This is a genomic window from Herbiconiux sp. L3-i23 (assembly GCF_023734115.1).
In the GTDB taxonomy this organism is placed as follows: domain Bacteria; phylum Actinomycetota; class Actinomycetes; order Actinomycetales; family Microbacteriaceae; genus Naasia.
In genome coordinates this window covers 1,573,518-1,587,765 of record NZ_AP025737.1, presented here as the reverse complement: position 1 = coordinate 1,587,765, position 14,248 = coordinate 1,573,518, and the positions used below count along the sequence as shown (strand labels likewise).

The following is a 14,248-nucleotide window of genomic DNA, read 5'->3' as shown; positions in this document are numbered from 1 at the left end:
TCCAGATACCTTCTCGCCGGGCGCTCAGAGCGCCGCGAGCGACTCCTTCGCGGCCGCGACGGCGGCCTCCTTCGTGAAACCGAACTCCTTGTACAGGGTCTGGTAGTCGGCCGACGCACCGAAGTGCTCGATCGAGACGCTGCGACCGGCGTCGCCGATCCACGGGCGCCAGCTGAGCGCGATGCCGGCCTCGATGGACACGCGGGCCTTGATCGCGGCGGGCAGCACGCTCTCGCGGTACTCGGCGCTCTGCTCGGCGAACCACTCGAGGGAGGGGACCGACACGACGCGGGCGTTGATGCCCTCGGCCTTCAGGTCCTCACGGGCGGCGATGGCGATCTGCACCTCGGAACCGGTCGCGAGGAAGATCACGTCGGGCGTGCCGTTCGGCGCCTCAGCGAGCACGTACGCGCCCTTCGCGACGCCGCTGGCAGCGGCGAACGTCTCACCCTCGGCCTCACCCTCGCCACGGGCGAAGACGGGCAGGTTCTGACGGCTGAGCGCGAGACCGGCGGGGCCTTCGCGACGCTCGAGGATCGTCTTCCACGCCCAGGCGACCTCGTTCGCGTCGGCGGGACGGACGACGTCCATTCCCGGGATCGCGCGGAGGGCGGTGAGCTGCTCGATCGGCTGGTGGGTGGGGCCGTCCTCTCCGAGGGCGATGGAGTCGTGGGTCCACACGTAGATCGTCGGCGCCTGCATGAGCGCGGCGAGACGAACCGCCGGGCGCATGTAGTCGCTGAAGATCAGGAACGTGCCGCCGAACGGACGCGTGTTGCCGTGCAGCACTATGCCGTTGAGGATCATGCCCATCGCGTGCTCGCGGATGCCGAAGTGCAGCACCCGCCCGTAGGGGTCACCGCTCCACTCGTGGGTCGACCACTCGGTGGGGACGAACGACTTGCCGCTCGTGATGGTGGTGAGGTTCGACTCGGCGAGGTCGGCGGATCCGCCCCAGAACTCGGGCATCAGCGGCGCGATGGCGTTGATGACCTTGCCGGAGGCGGCGCGGGTCGACACGTCCTTGCCGGGCTCGAAGACGGGCAGTGCCGCCTCGATGCCCTCGGGCAGCTCCTGCGCCTGGACGCGGTCGAACAGCGCCTTCTTCTCGGGATTCGCCGCGGCCCACGCGTCGAAGTCCTTCTGCCACTCGGCGTGCTGCGCCTTGCCGCGCTCGATCGCCTTGCGGGTGTGCTCGATGACCTCGTCGGCGACCTCGAAGGTCTTGTCGGGGTCGAAGCCGACGACCTCCTTGACGGCGCGGAGCTCGTCGCCGCCGAGGGCGGAGCCGTGGATCTTGCCGGTGTTCTGCTTCTTCGGCGAGGGCCATCCGATGATGGTCTTGAGGATGATGATCGACGGCTTCGAGGTCTCGGCCTTGGCCGCCTCGATGGAGGCGTAGAGGTCTTCGGGGCTCTCGACGTACTCGCCGGACTTCTTGTAGTCGACGGTCTGGACGTGCCAGTCGTAGGCCTCGTAGCGCTTCGCGACGTCCTCGGTGAAGGCGATGTTGGTGTCGTCCTCGATCGAGATCTGGTTGGCGTCGTAGATGAGGACGAGGTTGCCGAGCTGCTGGTGGCCGGCGAGCGAGGAGGCCTCGCTGGTGACGCCCTCTTCGAGGTCGCCGTCGCCCGCGAAGACGTAGACGTGGTGGTCGAACGGGCTGGTGCCCTCGGCCGCGTCGGGGTCGAACAGGCCGCGCTCGAAGCGCGAGGCGTAGGCGAAGCCGACCGCGGAGGCGAGACCGGAGCCGAGCGGGCCGGTGGTGATCTCGATGCCGTCGGTGTGTCCGTACTCGGGGTGGCCGGGGGTCTTGGAGCCCCACTTGCGGAGGTGCTTCAGGTCCTCGAGCTCGAGGCCGTAGCCGCCCAGGTAGAACTGGACGTACTGGATGAGCGACGCGTGGCCGTTCGAGAGGATGAACCGGTCGCGTCCGATCCAGGTGTTGTCGCTCGGGTCACGGCGCATGACCTTCTGGAAGAGCAGGTAGGCCGCGGGCGCAAGGCTCATCGCGGTACCGGGGTGGCCGTTGCCGGCCTCTTCGACCGCGTCGGCGGCCAGGATGCGAGCGGTGTCGACCGCCTTGTCGTCGATCGGTTCCCACTGGAGATCAGACACGTGCGAGAAGCCCCTTTTCGTCATGAAGTTGTGCGACCCCTGAGGGGCCCCGTCAAGTATAGGGAGCGGCTCGAAGGGGCCGCTGCCCGCTACCTGTGAGCGAACACCGGACCACACCGGCCTGTTCCCGTCCGGAACCCGCAGGGGTGCCGGCGAACGACTAAGATCGTGGCTAGTGAGCACCGCGACCCAGAACGAGACCCCCGTCGGCGAGAGGCCGCGCATCGGCTTCGCCGCAAAGGCTCGGGCGTACGTCGCGCTCACCAAGCCCCGCGTCGTCGAACTGCTCCTCGTGACGACCGCCCCGGTGATGATCCTCGCGGCCGGTGGCATCCCCGACCTCTGGCTCGTCCTGGCGACCCTCATCGGCGGTTCGATGAGCGCGGGCGCGGCGAGCGCGTTCAACTGCTACATCGATCGCGACATCGACGCGGTGATGCATCGCACGAAGCGCCGTCCGCTGGTCACGGGAGAGCTCACCCCGCGCGAGGCGCTGGTGTTCTCGTGGACTCTCGCGGTCGTGTCGACGGTGTGGCTGCTGGTGTTCACGAACTGGGTCGCCGCAGCCCTGTCGGTGGCCGCGATCCTCTTCTACGTCGTCGTCTACACGCTGTGGCTGAAGCGCCGCACCGAGCAGAACATCATCTGGGGCGGCATCGCGGGTTGCTTCCCGGTACTGATCGGCTGGGCCGCCGTCACCGGGGACGTGTCGTGGGCGGCGTTCATCCTGTTCCTCGTCGTGTTCCTCTGGACCCCGCCGCACTACTGGCCTCTGTCGATGAAGTACCGCGACGACTACGCCGCCGCCGGTGTCCCGATGCTCGCGGTGGTGCGCAGCCGTCAGGTCGTCGGGCTGCAGACGATCCTGTACGCGTGGGCGACTGTCGCCTGCTCGCTGCTGCTGATCCCCGTCGCAGGCATGGGCATCGTCTACTCGGCGGCGGCGCTCGGGTCGGGCATCTGGTTCGTCTACGAGACGCACCGCCTGTACGGCGTCGCCATCCGCGGCGAGGACCCGAAGCCGATGCGCGTCTTCCACGCCTCGATCACCTATCTGACGCTGCTCTTCCTCGCGATCGCGATCGACCCGCTCCTGCCCTTCTGACCCGGGCTGCTCCGCCCACCCCGGCCGCCCCGGCGGTGTGCACGGATCAGGAGTTCGTGCATGGATCAGGACATCCGGCACAGATCAGGACTGATCAGGTCGCGGAGCTCGGCGTGTCGCGACGATCGTCCTGATCCGTGCACACTCCCGGCCCGCAGACCGGACCAGCGCCACCACCGGGTGCACGAATCAGGAGATTGTGCACGAATCAGGAGATGCGCCACGGATCAGGACCGATTGGGTCCGGACATGCGGCGTGTCGCGACGACCATCCTGATCCGTGCACACGGCGGCACCGGAACTCACGCGATCGTGACTTCGAGCTCAGGAGCGCGAAATCTACTTCGCAGTGCTCACGACGATCGCCGGGACGCGCTCAGTCGACGTGGGCGGCCTCGAGCGACTGGTCCTCGACGGTCACAGCGCCGGGGGAGGGCTGCCGCATCGACAGCACCGTCGCGGTCATCGCCGCCGCAACCATGCAGGAGATGACCATGTGGATGCCGACGAGGATCTCCGGGAGTCCGAGCCGCGCCTGGGCGACGCCGACGGCGATCTGCGCGAGCAGAGTGCCGAGCATCAGCGTCGAGAACCGCAGGATGAGCGGCTTCTTCAGCCGGTAGGCGCTCGCGACGACGAGCACCGTCAGGGCGAGGAGGGCGTAGGCCGGCCAGCTGTGCACGTGCTGCAGGAACTCGGAGTCGAGGCCGTTGCGTGCGGCACCGGCGTCGCCGGCATGCGGTCCGGAACCCGTGGTCAGCACCCCGATCACCAGCGTGACCGCGGTGGCGGCTGCCGCGAACCAGCCGACGACTCGCAGCCAGGTCGCCGCCGTGTCGACCCGGTCTCGGCGGTCGAAATAGACCCGCCACACGTACCAGGCCGAGAACACGACGATCACGATCGACGCGAGGAAGTGGGCGCCGACGATGTACGGGTTGAGCCCCGTCCACACCGTGATGCCGCCGATGACCGCCTGGATCGGGATGTACAGGCCCACGAGGAACGCGGGCAGCACCAGTCCCCGCCCCGTGGCACGCGTGCGGATCACCGAGAGGAAGGTGAGGATCGCGATGGCGACGAGCACGAAGGTGAGCAGTCGGTTGCCGAACTCGATGACCCCGTGGATGCCCATCTCGGGCACGTTCACGAACGAGTCCTCGGTGCAGCGGGGCCACGTGGGGCAGCCGAGCCCCGAGCCGGTGAGACGGACCGCGCCGCCGGTGCCGACGATTCCGATCTGGGCGACGAGCGTCGCCCAGGCGAGTCCCCGGGTCCAGCGCGTGATCGTGGCGGGCATCAGCCGCTCGCGCAGCGTCGGCTGCGATGAACCGGGGATGGGTGCGGACACGGTCGCCTTTCGCGCGGAGCAGCTCCGGAGGAGCCGGGGGAGCCGGGATCGACGCCCGGTCGCATCGCCGCGCGCGGTCGCCTGCTGCCCGGCTGGATGCGCGATCAGTCTAAACGCGCGTCGGCGCAGCCCGGCTCCGGCGACCGCGGGGTGAGCCCTGCATCGCCGCCGACCAATCGCCGCCGACGAATCGCCTCGGAGGCGTCGGCGCGCACGGACGATACTCACGGGCGCAACCGCGGTCCACTCACGTAGAATGAAGGGCTGATGCGGGCGCAAGCTCGCAATCCGCCGATCGACGACGAGGGCAGGAAGTGCATCCGCGGCGTCCGTGACCCGCGATGCGCACCTCTCCTCAGAGAAACCCGCGGCACGGAATGCGCGGGCCTGCCCGTCGGTTGGCCTTAGAAGTGGAGCCCACCCCAAGAAAGGTGCTCATGTCAGACGTTCTGATCGACCGTCCCGAGCTCGAGAGCCTCGGCCAGTACGAATTCGGCTGGTCCGACTCCGACGCGGCGGGAGCCTCCGCGAGGCGCGGCCTCTCACCCGAGGTCGTCACCGACATCTCCTCGCTCAAGAACGAGCCCGAGTGGATGCGCAAGAACCGTCTCAAAGCGCTCACCATGTTCGAGCGCAAGCCGATGCCGACCTGGGGCGCCGACCTCAGCGACATCGACTTCGAGAACATCAAGTACTTCGTGCGCTCCACCGAGAAGCAGGCGCAGACCTGGGAAGACCTTCCCGAGGACATCCGCAACACGTACGAGAAGCTCGGCATCCCCGAGGCCGAGCGTCAGCGCCTCGTCGCCGGGGTCGCCGCCCAGTACGAGTCCGAGGTCGTCTACCACCAGATCCGTGAGGATCTCGAGCAGCAGGGCGTCATCTTCCTCGACACCGACACCGCCCTCCGTGAGCACCCCGAGCTGTTCAAGGAGTACTTCGGCACCGTCATCCCCTCGGGCGACAACAAGTTCGCGGCGTTGAACACCGCGGTGTGGTCGGGCGGCTCGTTCGTGTACGTGCCCAAGGGCGTGCACGTCGAGATCCCGCTGCAGGCCTACTTCCGCATCAACACCGAGAACATGGGCCAGTTCGAGCGCACGCTGATCATCGCCGACGAGGGCAGCTACGTGCACTACATCGAGGGCTGCACCGCGCCGATCTACAAGAGCGACTCGCTGCACTCCGCGGTCGTCGAGATCATCGTCAAGAAGAACGCCCGCGTTCGGTACACGACCATCCAGAACTGGTCGAACAACGTCTACAACCTCGTCACCAAGCGCGCGATCGCGCACGAGGGCGCGACGATGGAGTGGATCGACGGCAACATCGGCTCCAAGGTGACGATGAAGTACCCGTCCATCTACCTCGCGGGCGAGCACGCCAAGGGCGAGACCCTCTCCGTCGCGTTCGCGGGCCCCGGCCAGCACCAGGACGCCGGCGCGAAGATGATCCACATGGCGCCCTACACGCAGAGCTCCATCGTGTCGAAGTCGATCGCCCGCGGCGGTGGCCGCGCCGGCTACCGCGGTGAGGTGCGCGTCGACCCGGCCGCTCACCACTCGGCGAACACGGTGCGCTGCGACGCGCTGCTCGTCGACACCATCTCCCGCTCCGACACCTACCCGGCGATCGACATCCGCGTCGACGACGTGCAGCTCGGTCACGAGGCGACGGTCTCGAAGGTCAGCGAGGAGCAGCTGTTCTACCTCATGTCGCGCGGCCTGCCCGAGGACGAGGCGATGGCGATGATCGTGCGCGGCTTCATCGAGCCGATCGCCCGCGAACTCCCCATGGAGTACGCACTCGAACTCAACAAGCTCATCGAGATGGGCATGGAAGGCAGCGTCGGCTGAGTCATGACTGACGGCACCACCGAAATCACCACCCTGTCGACCCCCGAGGGCGAGACCGTCGAAGAGGTCACCGGCACCGGGACGCGGCCCGCCATCATCGCCGACGCGACGAGCGGGCACGGCACCGTACCGGTCCAGACACGCAACGAGCGCTTCGCGTCGGCCGAGGTCTCCGACTTCCCCGAGGTCACCGGACGCGAGGCCAGCTGGAAGCTCACCCCCGTCGACAGGCTCGCCGAGCTGATCGCGGGCGACCTCGACGGCTCGCGCTACGAGATCGCCTCCGACGCGGTCGCCGACGTCGACGTCTCGTGGGTGCCGCGCACCGACGAGCGGATCGGTCTCGCCGGCATCCCCGAGGAGCGCGCCTCCGCGAACGCGTGGTCTACCTTCGGCGAGGCTCTCGCCATCACGGTGGGCGGCGAGGAGCACCGCGAGGTGCGCATCGCCCGCTCGGCATTCGGCCAGGCGCCGCGTGCCGCGCACACGATCATCGAGGCGAAGCCGTTCAGCAACGGCGTCGTGGTGCTCGACAACGCCGGGTCCGCGGTGCTCAGTGAGAACGTCGAGATCCTGATCGGCGACGGAGCCAAGCTCACCGTTGTGACAGTGCAGGACTTCGACGACGACGCCAAGTACCTCGCAACCCACTTCGCGCGGGTCGGTCGCGACGCGCAGTTCAAGCACGTCGTGGTCTCACTGGGCGGCGCCATCGTGCGCGTCAACCCGGCGGTGACGCTGGCCGAGTCGGGAGCCGACGGCGAGCTGCTCGGCGTCTACTTCTCCGACGCGCACCAGCACCTCGAGCAGCAGGTCTTCCTGTTCCACAAGGCGGCGAACACCCGTGGTCGCGTCAACTACAAGGGTGCTCTGCAGGGTGACGGTGCCCGCTCGGTCTGGATCGGCGACGTGCTCATCGGACCCGACGCGAGCGGCACCGACAGCTACGAGCAGAACCGCAACCTCGTGCTCACCGACGGCACCCGCGCCGACAGCATCCCGAATCTCGAGATCGAGACCGGCGACATCCTGGGTGCCGGCCACGCGAGCGCCACTGGCCGTTTCGACGACGAGCAGCTGTTCTACCTGCGCTCGCGCGGCATCCCCGAGGAGCTCGCTCGCCGCCTCGTCGTGCGCGGCTTCCTCGCCGAGATCGTGCAGAAGATCGGCTACGCACCGCTCGAAGAGCGTCTGCACGCGGCCATCGAGGCCGAACTGGAAGGCGGACGCTGATGGCGGCGGTCAACATCGGGCCCGAGTCCGACATCTCCGTCGAATCGGCGAAGAAGGTCGTCGTCGAGGGCATCGCGATCGCCGTGGTCCGCGACAGCGCCGGTGAGGTGCACGCCATCGGCGACACCTGCACGCATGGCGACATCTCGCTCTCCGAGGGCTTCGTCGAGGACGACACCTTGGAGTGCTGGGCCCACGGCTCGAAGTTCGAGCTGACCACGGGCAAGCCGCTCACCCTGCCCGCCTACGAACCGGTCCCCGTGTTCGGCGTCGAGATCATCGACGGCGACATCTGGATCGATCCCACCCCGAAGCCCGTCGACGCCTGAGCGTCGCCACCAACGTCTTCCGCAACGCCAGAAGGACCAACCGATGTCAACTCTGAAGATCACCGACCTGCACGTCAGCGTCGAAACCGACCAGGGCACCAAGCAGATCCTGCGCGGCGTGAACCTCACCATCAACAAGGGTGAGATCCACGCGATCATGGGCCCCAACGGCTCGGGCAAGTCGACCCTCGCCTACGCGATCGCCGGTCACCCCAAGTACACGGTCGACAGCGGGTCGATCACCCTCGACGGCGTCGAGGTGCTCGAGATGTCGGTCGACGAGCGCGCGAAGGCCGGTCTGTTCCTCGCCATGCAGTACCCGGTCGAGATCCCCGGCGTCACCAACTCCAACTTCCTGCGCACCGCGAAGACCGCGATCGCCGGCGAGGCCCCCTCCATCCGCACGTGGGTCAAGGACGTCCGCGACGCGATGGGCAAGCTCAAGATGGACGGCTCGTTCGCCGAGCGCAACGTCAACGAGGGTTTCTCCGGCGGCGAGAAGAAGCGCAACGAGATCCTGCAGCTCGAGCTGCTCAAGCCGCGGTTCGCAGTGCTCGACGAGACCGACTCGGGCCTCGACGTCGACGCGCTGAAGATCGTCTCCGAGGGCGTCAACCGCGCCCACGACGAGACCGACCTCGGTGTGCTGCTGATCACGCACTACACGCGCATCCTGCGCTACATCAAGCCCGACTTCGTGCACGTCTTCGTCGCCGGCCGCGTCGCCGAAGAGGGCGGCCCTGAGCTCGCCGAGCGTCTCGAAGAAGAGGGCTACGACCGCTTCGTGACGGCGGACGTCTGATGTCGGTCTCGCTGAGCGACGAGCGCTACTCCGAGATCTCGGAGGCGCTGAAGGACGTCGTCGACCCCGAGCTCGGTGTCAACATCGTCGACCTCGGGCTCATCTACGACCTGGCGTGGGACACCGAGAACGACGCGCTCATCATCTCGATGACCCTCACCTCGGCCGGCTGCCCACTCACCGACGTGATCGAGGAGGAGACCGCGGTCGCCCTCGACGGTCACGCCGAGCGGTTCCGCATCAACTGGGTGTGGATGCCGCCGTGGGGCCCCGAGAAGATCACCGACGACGGCCGCGAGATGATGCGCGCCATCGGCTTCGCGATCTGACCTTTCGTCGTAGGGGCGGCGCTGACTTGCCGACTTCACCCCGTCCTGGGCGCTGACAACGGGGTGAAGTGGGCGAGTCAGGCGGCGTCGGCGGCGCGTTCCAGGGCGGCGATGTCGATCTTCCGCATCGTCAGCATCGCCTCCATCGCCCGGCGGGCGCGACCCGGATCGGGGTCGGTCTGGAGCTCCATCAGGCGTCGGGGGACAATCTGCCAGGACACGCCGAAGCGGTCCTTCAGCCAGCCGCACTGGCTCTCCTCGCCGCCGCCCTCGAGCAGCGCGTCCCAGTAGCGGTCGACCTCGGCTTGATCAGCGCAGTCGACGAAGAGCGAGAACGCCTCGTTCAGCACGAAGTGCGGGCCGGCGTTCATCGCACGGATCTCCTGACCCGCGATCCGGAAGCGGACCACACGGGTCGGCCCGAACTCGTCGTCGTCGAGGATCTCGGAGTCGGGGAAGACGCTCGTGTAGAAGCGCATCGCTTCGGGCAGCTGGTCGTCGAACCAGAGGAACGGCGTGACCTTGTTCATTCGAGACTCCTCGGGATGATGTGTACGACGTGCACATCATCCCGCCGCGAGCGGTCGGAGTCGAGCGGTCAGCCCTGCTTGCGCGAGGCGAAGAACCATCCGGCGCGGATGAGGCCCGCGGCGACGACGGCCTTGACGATGCCGCCGACGATGAACGGGTAGAGGCCTGACACGAGGGTCTGCTCGACGGTGAGGCCGAGGGTGAATCCGAGCCAGGGGAGTCCGACGGCGAAGACGATGGCCGAGCCGGCGAGGTAGCTGACCATGCCGCCGAGGAAGCGACGGTCCCACTCACGCTCCGCGAGCCACCCGGTGAGTGCGGCGGCGAGCACGAACCCGACGATGTAGCCACCGGTCGGCCCGAGCAGCACGCTCCATCCGGCGCTCGCGTCACTGAAGATCGGGGCTCCGAGCGCACCGACGATGGCGTAGAGCACCATGGCGATCGCCCCGCGGGCCATGCCCAGCGCGCCGCCGACCAGCAGCACCGCGAGAGTCTGGCCGGTGATCGGCACCGGCCACAGCGGGATCGCGACCTGGGCGAGCACCGCGGTGAGCGCGGCACCGGCGACGACGAGCGCCCCATCCGTGACGAGGCTGCGCGCGATCACACGATCGGCGAGCACGGGACGACGGAGAACGGAGACGCTCGATGCCATGAGGATCCTTCGCGGGTCGGCCGCCGAGGCGGCGAGGACGCGGCCGGGAAGCGCGCGCTGGAACTTATACTAGAAGGCCGCCATCTTGCGGCTTGTGGAGCAAAGCTCCTAGGAAACACCTTTCTCACTGTCGAACAGAACGTAGGTATTGCTGTGCTCGCCGTCTCCGATCTCGAGATCCGAGTGGGTGCACGCACGCTCATGAGCGAGGTGAGCTTCCGCGTCGACAAGGGCGACAAGGTCGGTCTCGTCGGCCGCAACGGTGCCGGCAAGACGACTCTGACGAAGACCCTCGCGGGGGAGACGCAGCCGAACGCCGGTGTCATCAACCGCTCGGGCGAGATCGGCTACCTGCCGCAGGACCCGCGCTCGGGCGACCCCGAGCAGCTCGCGCGCACCCGCATCCTCGACGCCCGCGGGCTCGGGCAGCTCGTCCTCGGCATGCAGAAGGCCACCGAGGAGATGTCGAGCACCGACCAGAAGACCGCCGACGCCGCGATGAAGCGCTACGGCAACCTCACCGACCGCTTCCTCGCCCTCGGCGGCTATGCGGCCGAGGCGGAAGCCGCGTCGATCGCATCGAACCTCAACCTGCCCGACCGCATCCTCGACCAGCCCCTCAACACCCTGTCGGGTGGTCAGCGACGCCGCATCGAGCTAGCCCGCATCCTCTTCTCGGATGCCGAGACGATGATCCTCGACGAGCCGACCAACCACCTCGACGCCGACTCGGTCGTCTGGCTCCGCGACTTCCTGAAGAACTATCAGGGGGGCTTCATCGTCATCAGCCACGACATCGAGCTCGTCGGCGAGACCGTGAACAAGGTGTTCTACCTCGACGCGAACCGTCAGGTCATCGACATCTACAACATGGGGTGGAAGAACTACCTGCGTCAGCGCGAAGCCGACGAGGAGCGCCGCCGCAAGGAGCGGGTCAACGTCGAGAAGAAGGCGAGCGCCCTGCAGCTGCAGGCCGCCCGCTTCGGCGCCAAGGCGTCGAAAGCCGCCGCGGCCCACCAGATGGTCGCCCGTGCCGAGAAGATGCTCTCCGGGCTCGACGAGGTTCGTCAGGTCGACCGGGTCGCCGCGCTGCGCTTCCCCGAGCCGGCGCCGTGCGGCAAGACGCCGCTCATGGCGCACGGCCTCAGCAAGAGCTACGGGTCGCTCGAGATCTTCACCGCCGTCGACCTCGCGATCGACCGCGGCTCGAAGGTCGTCATCCTCGGCCTGAACGGTGCCGGCAAGACGACGCTGCTCCGCATGCTCGCGGGCGTCGATCAGCCCGACACCGGCACCATCGACCCGGGTCACGGGCTGCGCATCGGCTACTACGCGCAGGAGCATGAGAACCTCGACGTGAAGCGCACCGTGCTGCAGAACATGGTGTCGGCCTCGCCCGACATCACCGAGACCGAGGCCCGTCGCGTGCTCGGCTCGTTCCTCTTCACCGGCGACGACGGCCACAAGCCCGCCGGCGTGCTCTCCGGTGGCGAGAAGACCCGTCTGTCGCTCGCGATGCTCGTCGTCTCGAAGGCGAACGTGCTGCTGCTCGACGAACCCACCAACAACCTCGACCCGGCGAGCCGCGAGGAGATCCTCGGCGCGCTCGCCAACTACTCGGGCGCCGTGGTCCTGGTCAGCCACGACGAGGGCGCGGTCGAGGCGCTGAACCCCGAGCGGGTGCTCATCATGCCCGAGGGCACCGAAGACCTTTGGACCAAGGACTACGCCGACCTGATCTCGCTGGCCTGATTTCGCTGGCCTAGCGCCCGCCGGAGTCGATCAGCTCGTCCTCGACGTCGGAGTCGGTGCGCTTCGCCGCCCGCTTCCGTTCCCGCTTCGCGGCCCGTTCGCGCTCCTCGGGGTCTTCCGCGTTGAGGTAGCGGTACTCCTGGCGGATCGCGAAGCCGAGTCCGGCGAAGCCGATGATCGCGAAGATCACCCATTGGAACGCGTACGACAGGTGCGGGCCCTCGTCGGGCTCGGGGCGGATCGACGCGATCGGCATCTCGGCCACGGCCGGATCCTCGGACGCGACCAGGCCGTACGCCTCGGTGTAGACGGGCTCGTCGAGGATGCGGGCGACCTCCTCGAGCTGGATCGACGCGAGCACTCCGGCCTCGGACGTGCCGCCGGGAAGGGACGGCTCACCCGGCTTAAGTCGCGCGATCACCGTCACCTCGCCGCTGGGAGCGGCGGGGATCGTCTCGGGCGCGGTGACATCGGAGCCGACGGGAAGCCAGCCGCGGTCGACGACGAACACCGAGCCATCGGCGGTGCGCAGCGGTGCGAGCAGTTCGAAGCCGGCCTTGCCGCCGAGGGGCCGGTTGCGCACGAGCAGCTGCTCCTCGTAGACGCCCGTCACCTCGACGGGCAGCCACTCGTCGTCGGGCTCGTAGCTGTCGAGCCGGGGGAGCGCCTCGTCGAGCGGAATCGGCGCCGCGTCGTAGTTGGCGGCGACGCGCGCGTTCTCGACGACCTTCTCCTCGCGGCGCGCCAGTTGCCACCAGGACAGCAGCCCGCAGGCGATGGCGAACACGATCGCCAGCCCGAGATACCGCGCCCACCGGATGGAGAGCACGAAACGCCACCGGTTCATGCGGCACCACCCGTCCCAACCCCGTCCACGACCTCGACGGGGAAGTCGCGAGCGAGCAGGTAGTCGCGGAGGTAGTCACGATGCTCGTCGCAGGCGAGCCAGATCTTGCGTCGCGTCTCGTCGTGGATGCGCGGGTTGCGCCACACCACGCTCGCGGTGGCGGGGGAGACGCATCCCGCGCGCGAGCAGATCGGCGCGAGAATGTCGGCCGTCACGGCTGGTGCGGGTCGCGGCCCCGCAGCGGGTCGACGACGGGGAGGATCGCGCCCGGCCGCTCGACATCGGAGACCTTCGGCTTGCTCGTCACATTCGCGACGACGACCGCGATGTACGGAAGCACGATCGCGCCGGCAGCGGCGAGCAGGATCCACCACCAGTCGTGCAGGAACACCAGCAGGATGACGCAGATGGTGCGGATGCCCATCGCGATCGAGTACTTGATCATGCGTGCGCGTCGATCGTCCTGCGCCGAAGCGGGGAGGTTGGTGATCGACTGAGGCTGGTTGCGCTTGGTCATGGGGAAGGCACGCTCATGAGAGGCCTTCAGCCTACGCCCGCCGAACCGTGACTCGGCCGTGACCGCCTAGGCTTGATGACCGTCACCTTCGAAGGGATTCACGCGATGACGGCACGGACGGTTCTCATCACCGGCGGCAACCGAGGGATCGGCTACGCCATCGCCGAGGAGTTCGTGCGCCAGGGGCACCGGGTCGCGGTCACCTCGCGCTCCGGCAGCGGCGGCCCCGAGGGTGCGCTGACCGTCGCCGCGGACGTGACGGATTCGGCCAGCGTCGACGCCGCATTCACCGCCGTCGAGGCGGAGCTCGGGCCCGTCGAGGTCGTGATCGCCAACGCGGGCATCACCCACGACACTCTTGTACTGCGCATGTCGGAGGACGACTTCACCTCCGTGATCGACACGAACCTGACCGGAGCGTTCCGGGTCGTGAAGCGCGCGTCGAAGGGCATGCTCAAGGCGCGCTACGGACGCATCGTCCTCATCTCGAGCGTCGTCGGTCTGCTGGGCGGCGCCGGACAGGTCAACTACTCCTCGTCGAAGGCCGCGCTCGTCGGCATGGCCCGTTCGCTCACCCGCGAGCTCGGCGCCCGTGGCATCACCGCGAACGTGGTCGCCCCCGGGTTCATCGAGACCGAGATGACCGCGGAGCTGCCCGAGGCGCAGCAGGCCGAATACCTCAAGCAGATCCCCGCCGGCCGGTACGCGTCGGCCGCCGAGGTCGCGAAGGTCGTCGCCTGGGTCGCCGGCGACGAGGCCGCCTATATCTCGGGCGCCGTCATCCCTGTCGACGGCGGTCTCGGGATGGGTCACTGACCTT

Annotated in this window: 15 protein-coding genes; 8 read left to right on the top strand and 7 right to left on the bottom strand. The window is 68.1% G+C overall.

All coding sequences use genetic code 11. The features are described 5' to 3' along the window. Positions 1 to 24: 24 nt before the first annotated feature. Positions 25 to 2,118 carry a transketolase gene (gene tkt / locus NGH83_RS07485; protein WP_251855649.1) on the bottom strand — a complete coding sequence of 698 codons (2,094 nt, stop codon included), beginning with the start codon at positions 2,116 to 2,118 and terminating at the stop codon, positions 25 to 27. 175 nt (positions 2,119 to 2,293) lie between these two features. Between tkt and NGH83_RS07480 the strand changes: the two genes are divergently transcribed. Beyond that, complete coding sequence (locus tag NGH83_RS07480; protein WP_251855648.1) at positions 2,294 to 3,223, top strand: heme o synthase; 930 nt, start codon at positions 2,294 to 2,296, stop codon at positions 3,221 to 3,223. 376 nt (positions 3,224 to 3,599) lie between these two features. On the opposite strand, the gene NGH83_RS07475 is transcribed toward NGH83_RS07480, so the two are convergent. Further along, positions 3,600 to 4,523, bottom strand: coding sequence for a heme A synthase (locus NGH83_RS07475; protein WP_371872794.1), 924 nt, complete (start codon positions 4,521 to 4,523; stop codon positions 3,600 to 3,602). Between the two features lie 488 nt (positions 4,524 to 5,011). Here NGH83_RS07475 and sufB point away from each other — a divergent pair, with 488 nt between their 5' ends. From sufB to NGH83_RS07450, 5 genes are read left to right on the top strand one after another with little or no spacing between them, the layout of a single operon-like run. Beyond that, on the top strand, positions 5,012 to 6,430 hold the full coding sequence (gene sufB / locus NGH83_RS07470; RefSeq protein ID WP_251855646.1) for a Fe-S cluster assembly protein SufB: 1,419 nt from the start codon (positions 5,012 to 5,014) through the stop codon (positions 6,428 to 6,430). A 3-nt stretch (positions 6,431 to 6,433) separates the two neighbouring features. Further along, positions 6,434 to 7,663 (top strand): Fe-S cluster assembly protein SufD, encoded by a 1,230-nt coding sequence (gene sufD, locus NGH83_RS07465; RefSeq protein WP_251855645.1) that lies wholly within the window; start codon positions 6,434 to 6,436, stop codon positions 7,661 to 7,663. Further along, on the top strand, positions 7,663 to 7,992 hold the full coding sequence (locus NGH83_RS07460) for a non-heme iron oxygenase ferredoxin subunit (protein WP_251855644.1): 330 nt from the start codon (positions 7,663 to 7,665) through the stop codon (positions 7,990 to 7,992). Before sufD ends, NGH83_RS07460 begins: the two co-directional genes overlap by 1 nt. A 43-nt stretch (positions 7,993 to 8,035) precedes the next feature. Further along, positions 8,036 to 8,794: a Fe-S cluster assembly ATPase SufC gene (gene sufC / locus NGH83_RS07455; protein ID WP_251855643.1), complete on the top strand. Its 759-nt coding sequence runs from the start codon at positions 8,036 to 8,038 to the stop codon at positions 8,792 to 8,794. Next, a complete protein-coding gene (locus NGH83_RS07450) occupies positions 8,794 to 9,123 on the top strand; it encodes a metal-sulfur cluster assembly factor (RefSeq protein WP_251855642.1) in 330 nt (109 codons plus the stop codon). Before sufC ends, NGH83_RS07450 begins: the two co-directional genes overlap by 1 nt. 77 nt (positions 9,124 to 9,200) lie before the next feature. Here NGH83_RS07450 and NGH83_RS07445 read toward each other — a convergent pair whose 3' ends face one another. Together NGH83_RS07445 and NGH83_RS07440 are read right to left on the bottom strand one after the other, a co-directional pair. Next, on the bottom strand, positions 9,201 to 9,653 hold the full coding sequence (locus NGH83_RS07445) for a VOC family protein (protein WP_251855641.1): 453 nt from the start codon (positions 9,651 to 9,653) through the stop codon (positions 9,201 to 9,203). A gap of 68 nt (positions 9,654 to 9,721) precedes the next feature. After that, positions 9,722 to 10,312, bottom strand: a complete 591-nt coding sequence (locus NGH83_RS07440; protein ID WP_251855640.1) for a biotin transporter BioY — start codon at positions 10,310 to 10,312, stop codon at positions 9,722 to 9,724. A 153-nt stretch (positions 10,313 to 10,465) separates the two neighbouring features. Here NGH83_RS07440 and NGH83_RS07435 point away from each other — a divergent pair, with 153 nt between their 5' ends. After that, positions 10,466 to 12,064 carry an ABC-F family ATP-binding cassette domain-containing protein gene (locus NGH83_RS07435; protein ID WP_251855639.1) on the top strand — a complete coding sequence of 533 codons (1,599 nt, stop codon included), beginning with the start codon at positions 10,466 to 10,468 and terminating at the stop codon, positions 12,062 to 12,064. A gap of 10 nt (positions 12,065 to 12,074) precedes the next feature. Here the strand turns inward: NGH83_RS07435 and NGH83_RS07430 are convergent, their stop codons facing one another. The 3 genes from NGH83_RS07430 to NGH83_RS07420 are packed head-to-tail and all read right to left on the bottom strand — an operon-like array spanning position 12,075 to position 13,428. Further along, a complete protein-coding gene (locus NGH83_RS07430) occupies positions 12,075 to 12,911 on the bottom strand; it encodes an SURF1 family protein (protein ID WP_251855638.1) in 837 nt (278 codons plus the stop codon). After that, on the bottom strand, positions 12,908 to 13,126 hold the full coding sequence (locus NGH83_RS07425) for a hypothetical protein (RefSeq protein ID WP_371872630.1): 219 nt from the start codon (positions 13,124 to 13,126) through the stop codon (positions 12,908 to 12,910). Before NGH83_RS07425 ends, NGH83_RS07430 begins: the two co-directional genes overlap by 4 nt. Beyond that, positions 13,123 to 13,428, bottom strand: coding sequence for a DUF3099 domain-containing protein (locus NGH83_RS07420; RefSeq protein ID WP_251855637.1), 306 nt, complete (start codon positions 13,426 to 13,428; stop codon positions 13,123 to 13,125). Before NGH83_RS07420 ends, NGH83_RS07425 begins: the two co-directional genes overlap by 4 nt. A 105-nt stretch (positions 13,429 to 13,533) precedes the next feature. Between NGH83_RS07420 and fabG the strand changes: the two genes are divergently transcribed. Beyond that, the gene (gene fabG / locus NGH83_RS07415) at positions 13,534 to 14,244 is read left to right on the top strand and encodes a 3-oxoacyl-ACP reductase FabG (RefSeq protein ID WP_251855636.1); all 711 of its coding nucleotides are present in this window, start codon (positions 13,534 to 13,536) and stop codon (positions 14,242 to 14,244) included. Positions 14,245 to 14,248: the final 4 nt, after the last annotated feature.

What these genes read in the sequence shown, in the direction of transcription:
- NGH83_RS07440 (WP_251855640.1), bottom strand. Translation starts at nt 10,312, where the DNA reads ATGGCATCGAGCGTCTCCGTTCTCCGTCGTCCCGTGCTCGCCGATCGT.
- sufC (WP_251855643.1), top strand. Translation starts at nt 8,036, where the DNA reads ATGTCAACTCTGAAGATCACCGACCTGCACGTCAGCGTCGAAACCGAC.
- sufD (WP_251855645.1), top strand. Translation starts at nt 6,434, where the DNA reads ATGACTGACGGCACCACCGAAATCACCACCCTGTCGACCCCCGAGGGC.
- NGH83_RS07430 (WP_251855638.1), bottom strand. Translation starts at nt 12,911, where the DNA reads ATGAACCGGTGGCGTTTCGTGCTCTCCATCCGGTGGGCGCGGTATCTC.
- NGH83_RS07460 (WP_251855644.1), top strand. Translation starts at nt 7,663, where the DNA reads ATGGCGGCGGTCAACATCGGGCCCGAGTCCGACATCTCCGTCGAATCG.
- NGH83_RS07445 (WP_251855641.1), bottom strand. Translation starts at nt 9,653, where the DNA reads ATGAACAAGGTCACGCCGTTCCTCTGGTTCGACGACCAGCTGCCCGAA.
- NGH83_RS07475 (WP_371872794.1), bottom strand. Translation starts at nt 4,523, where the DNA reads ATGCCCGCCACGATCACGCGCTGGACCCGGGGACTCGCCTGGGCGACG.
- fabG (WP_251855636.1), top strand. Translation starts at nt 13,534, where the DNA reads ATGACGGCACGGACGGTTCTCATCACCGGCGGCAACCGAGGGATCGGC.
- sufB (WP_251855646.1), top strand. Translation starts at nt 5,012, where the DNA reads ATGTCAGACGTTCTGATCGACCGTCCCGAGCTCGAGAGCCTCGGCCAG.
- NGH83_RS07450 (WP_251855642.1), top strand. Translation starts at nt 8,794, where the DNA reads ATGTCGGTCTCGCTGAGCGACGAGCGCTACTCCGAGATCTCGGAGGCG.
- NGH83_RS07420 (WP_251855637.1), bottom strand. Translation starts at nt 13,428, where the DNA reads ATGACCAAGCGCAACCAGCCTCAGTCGATCACCAACCTCCCCGCTTCG.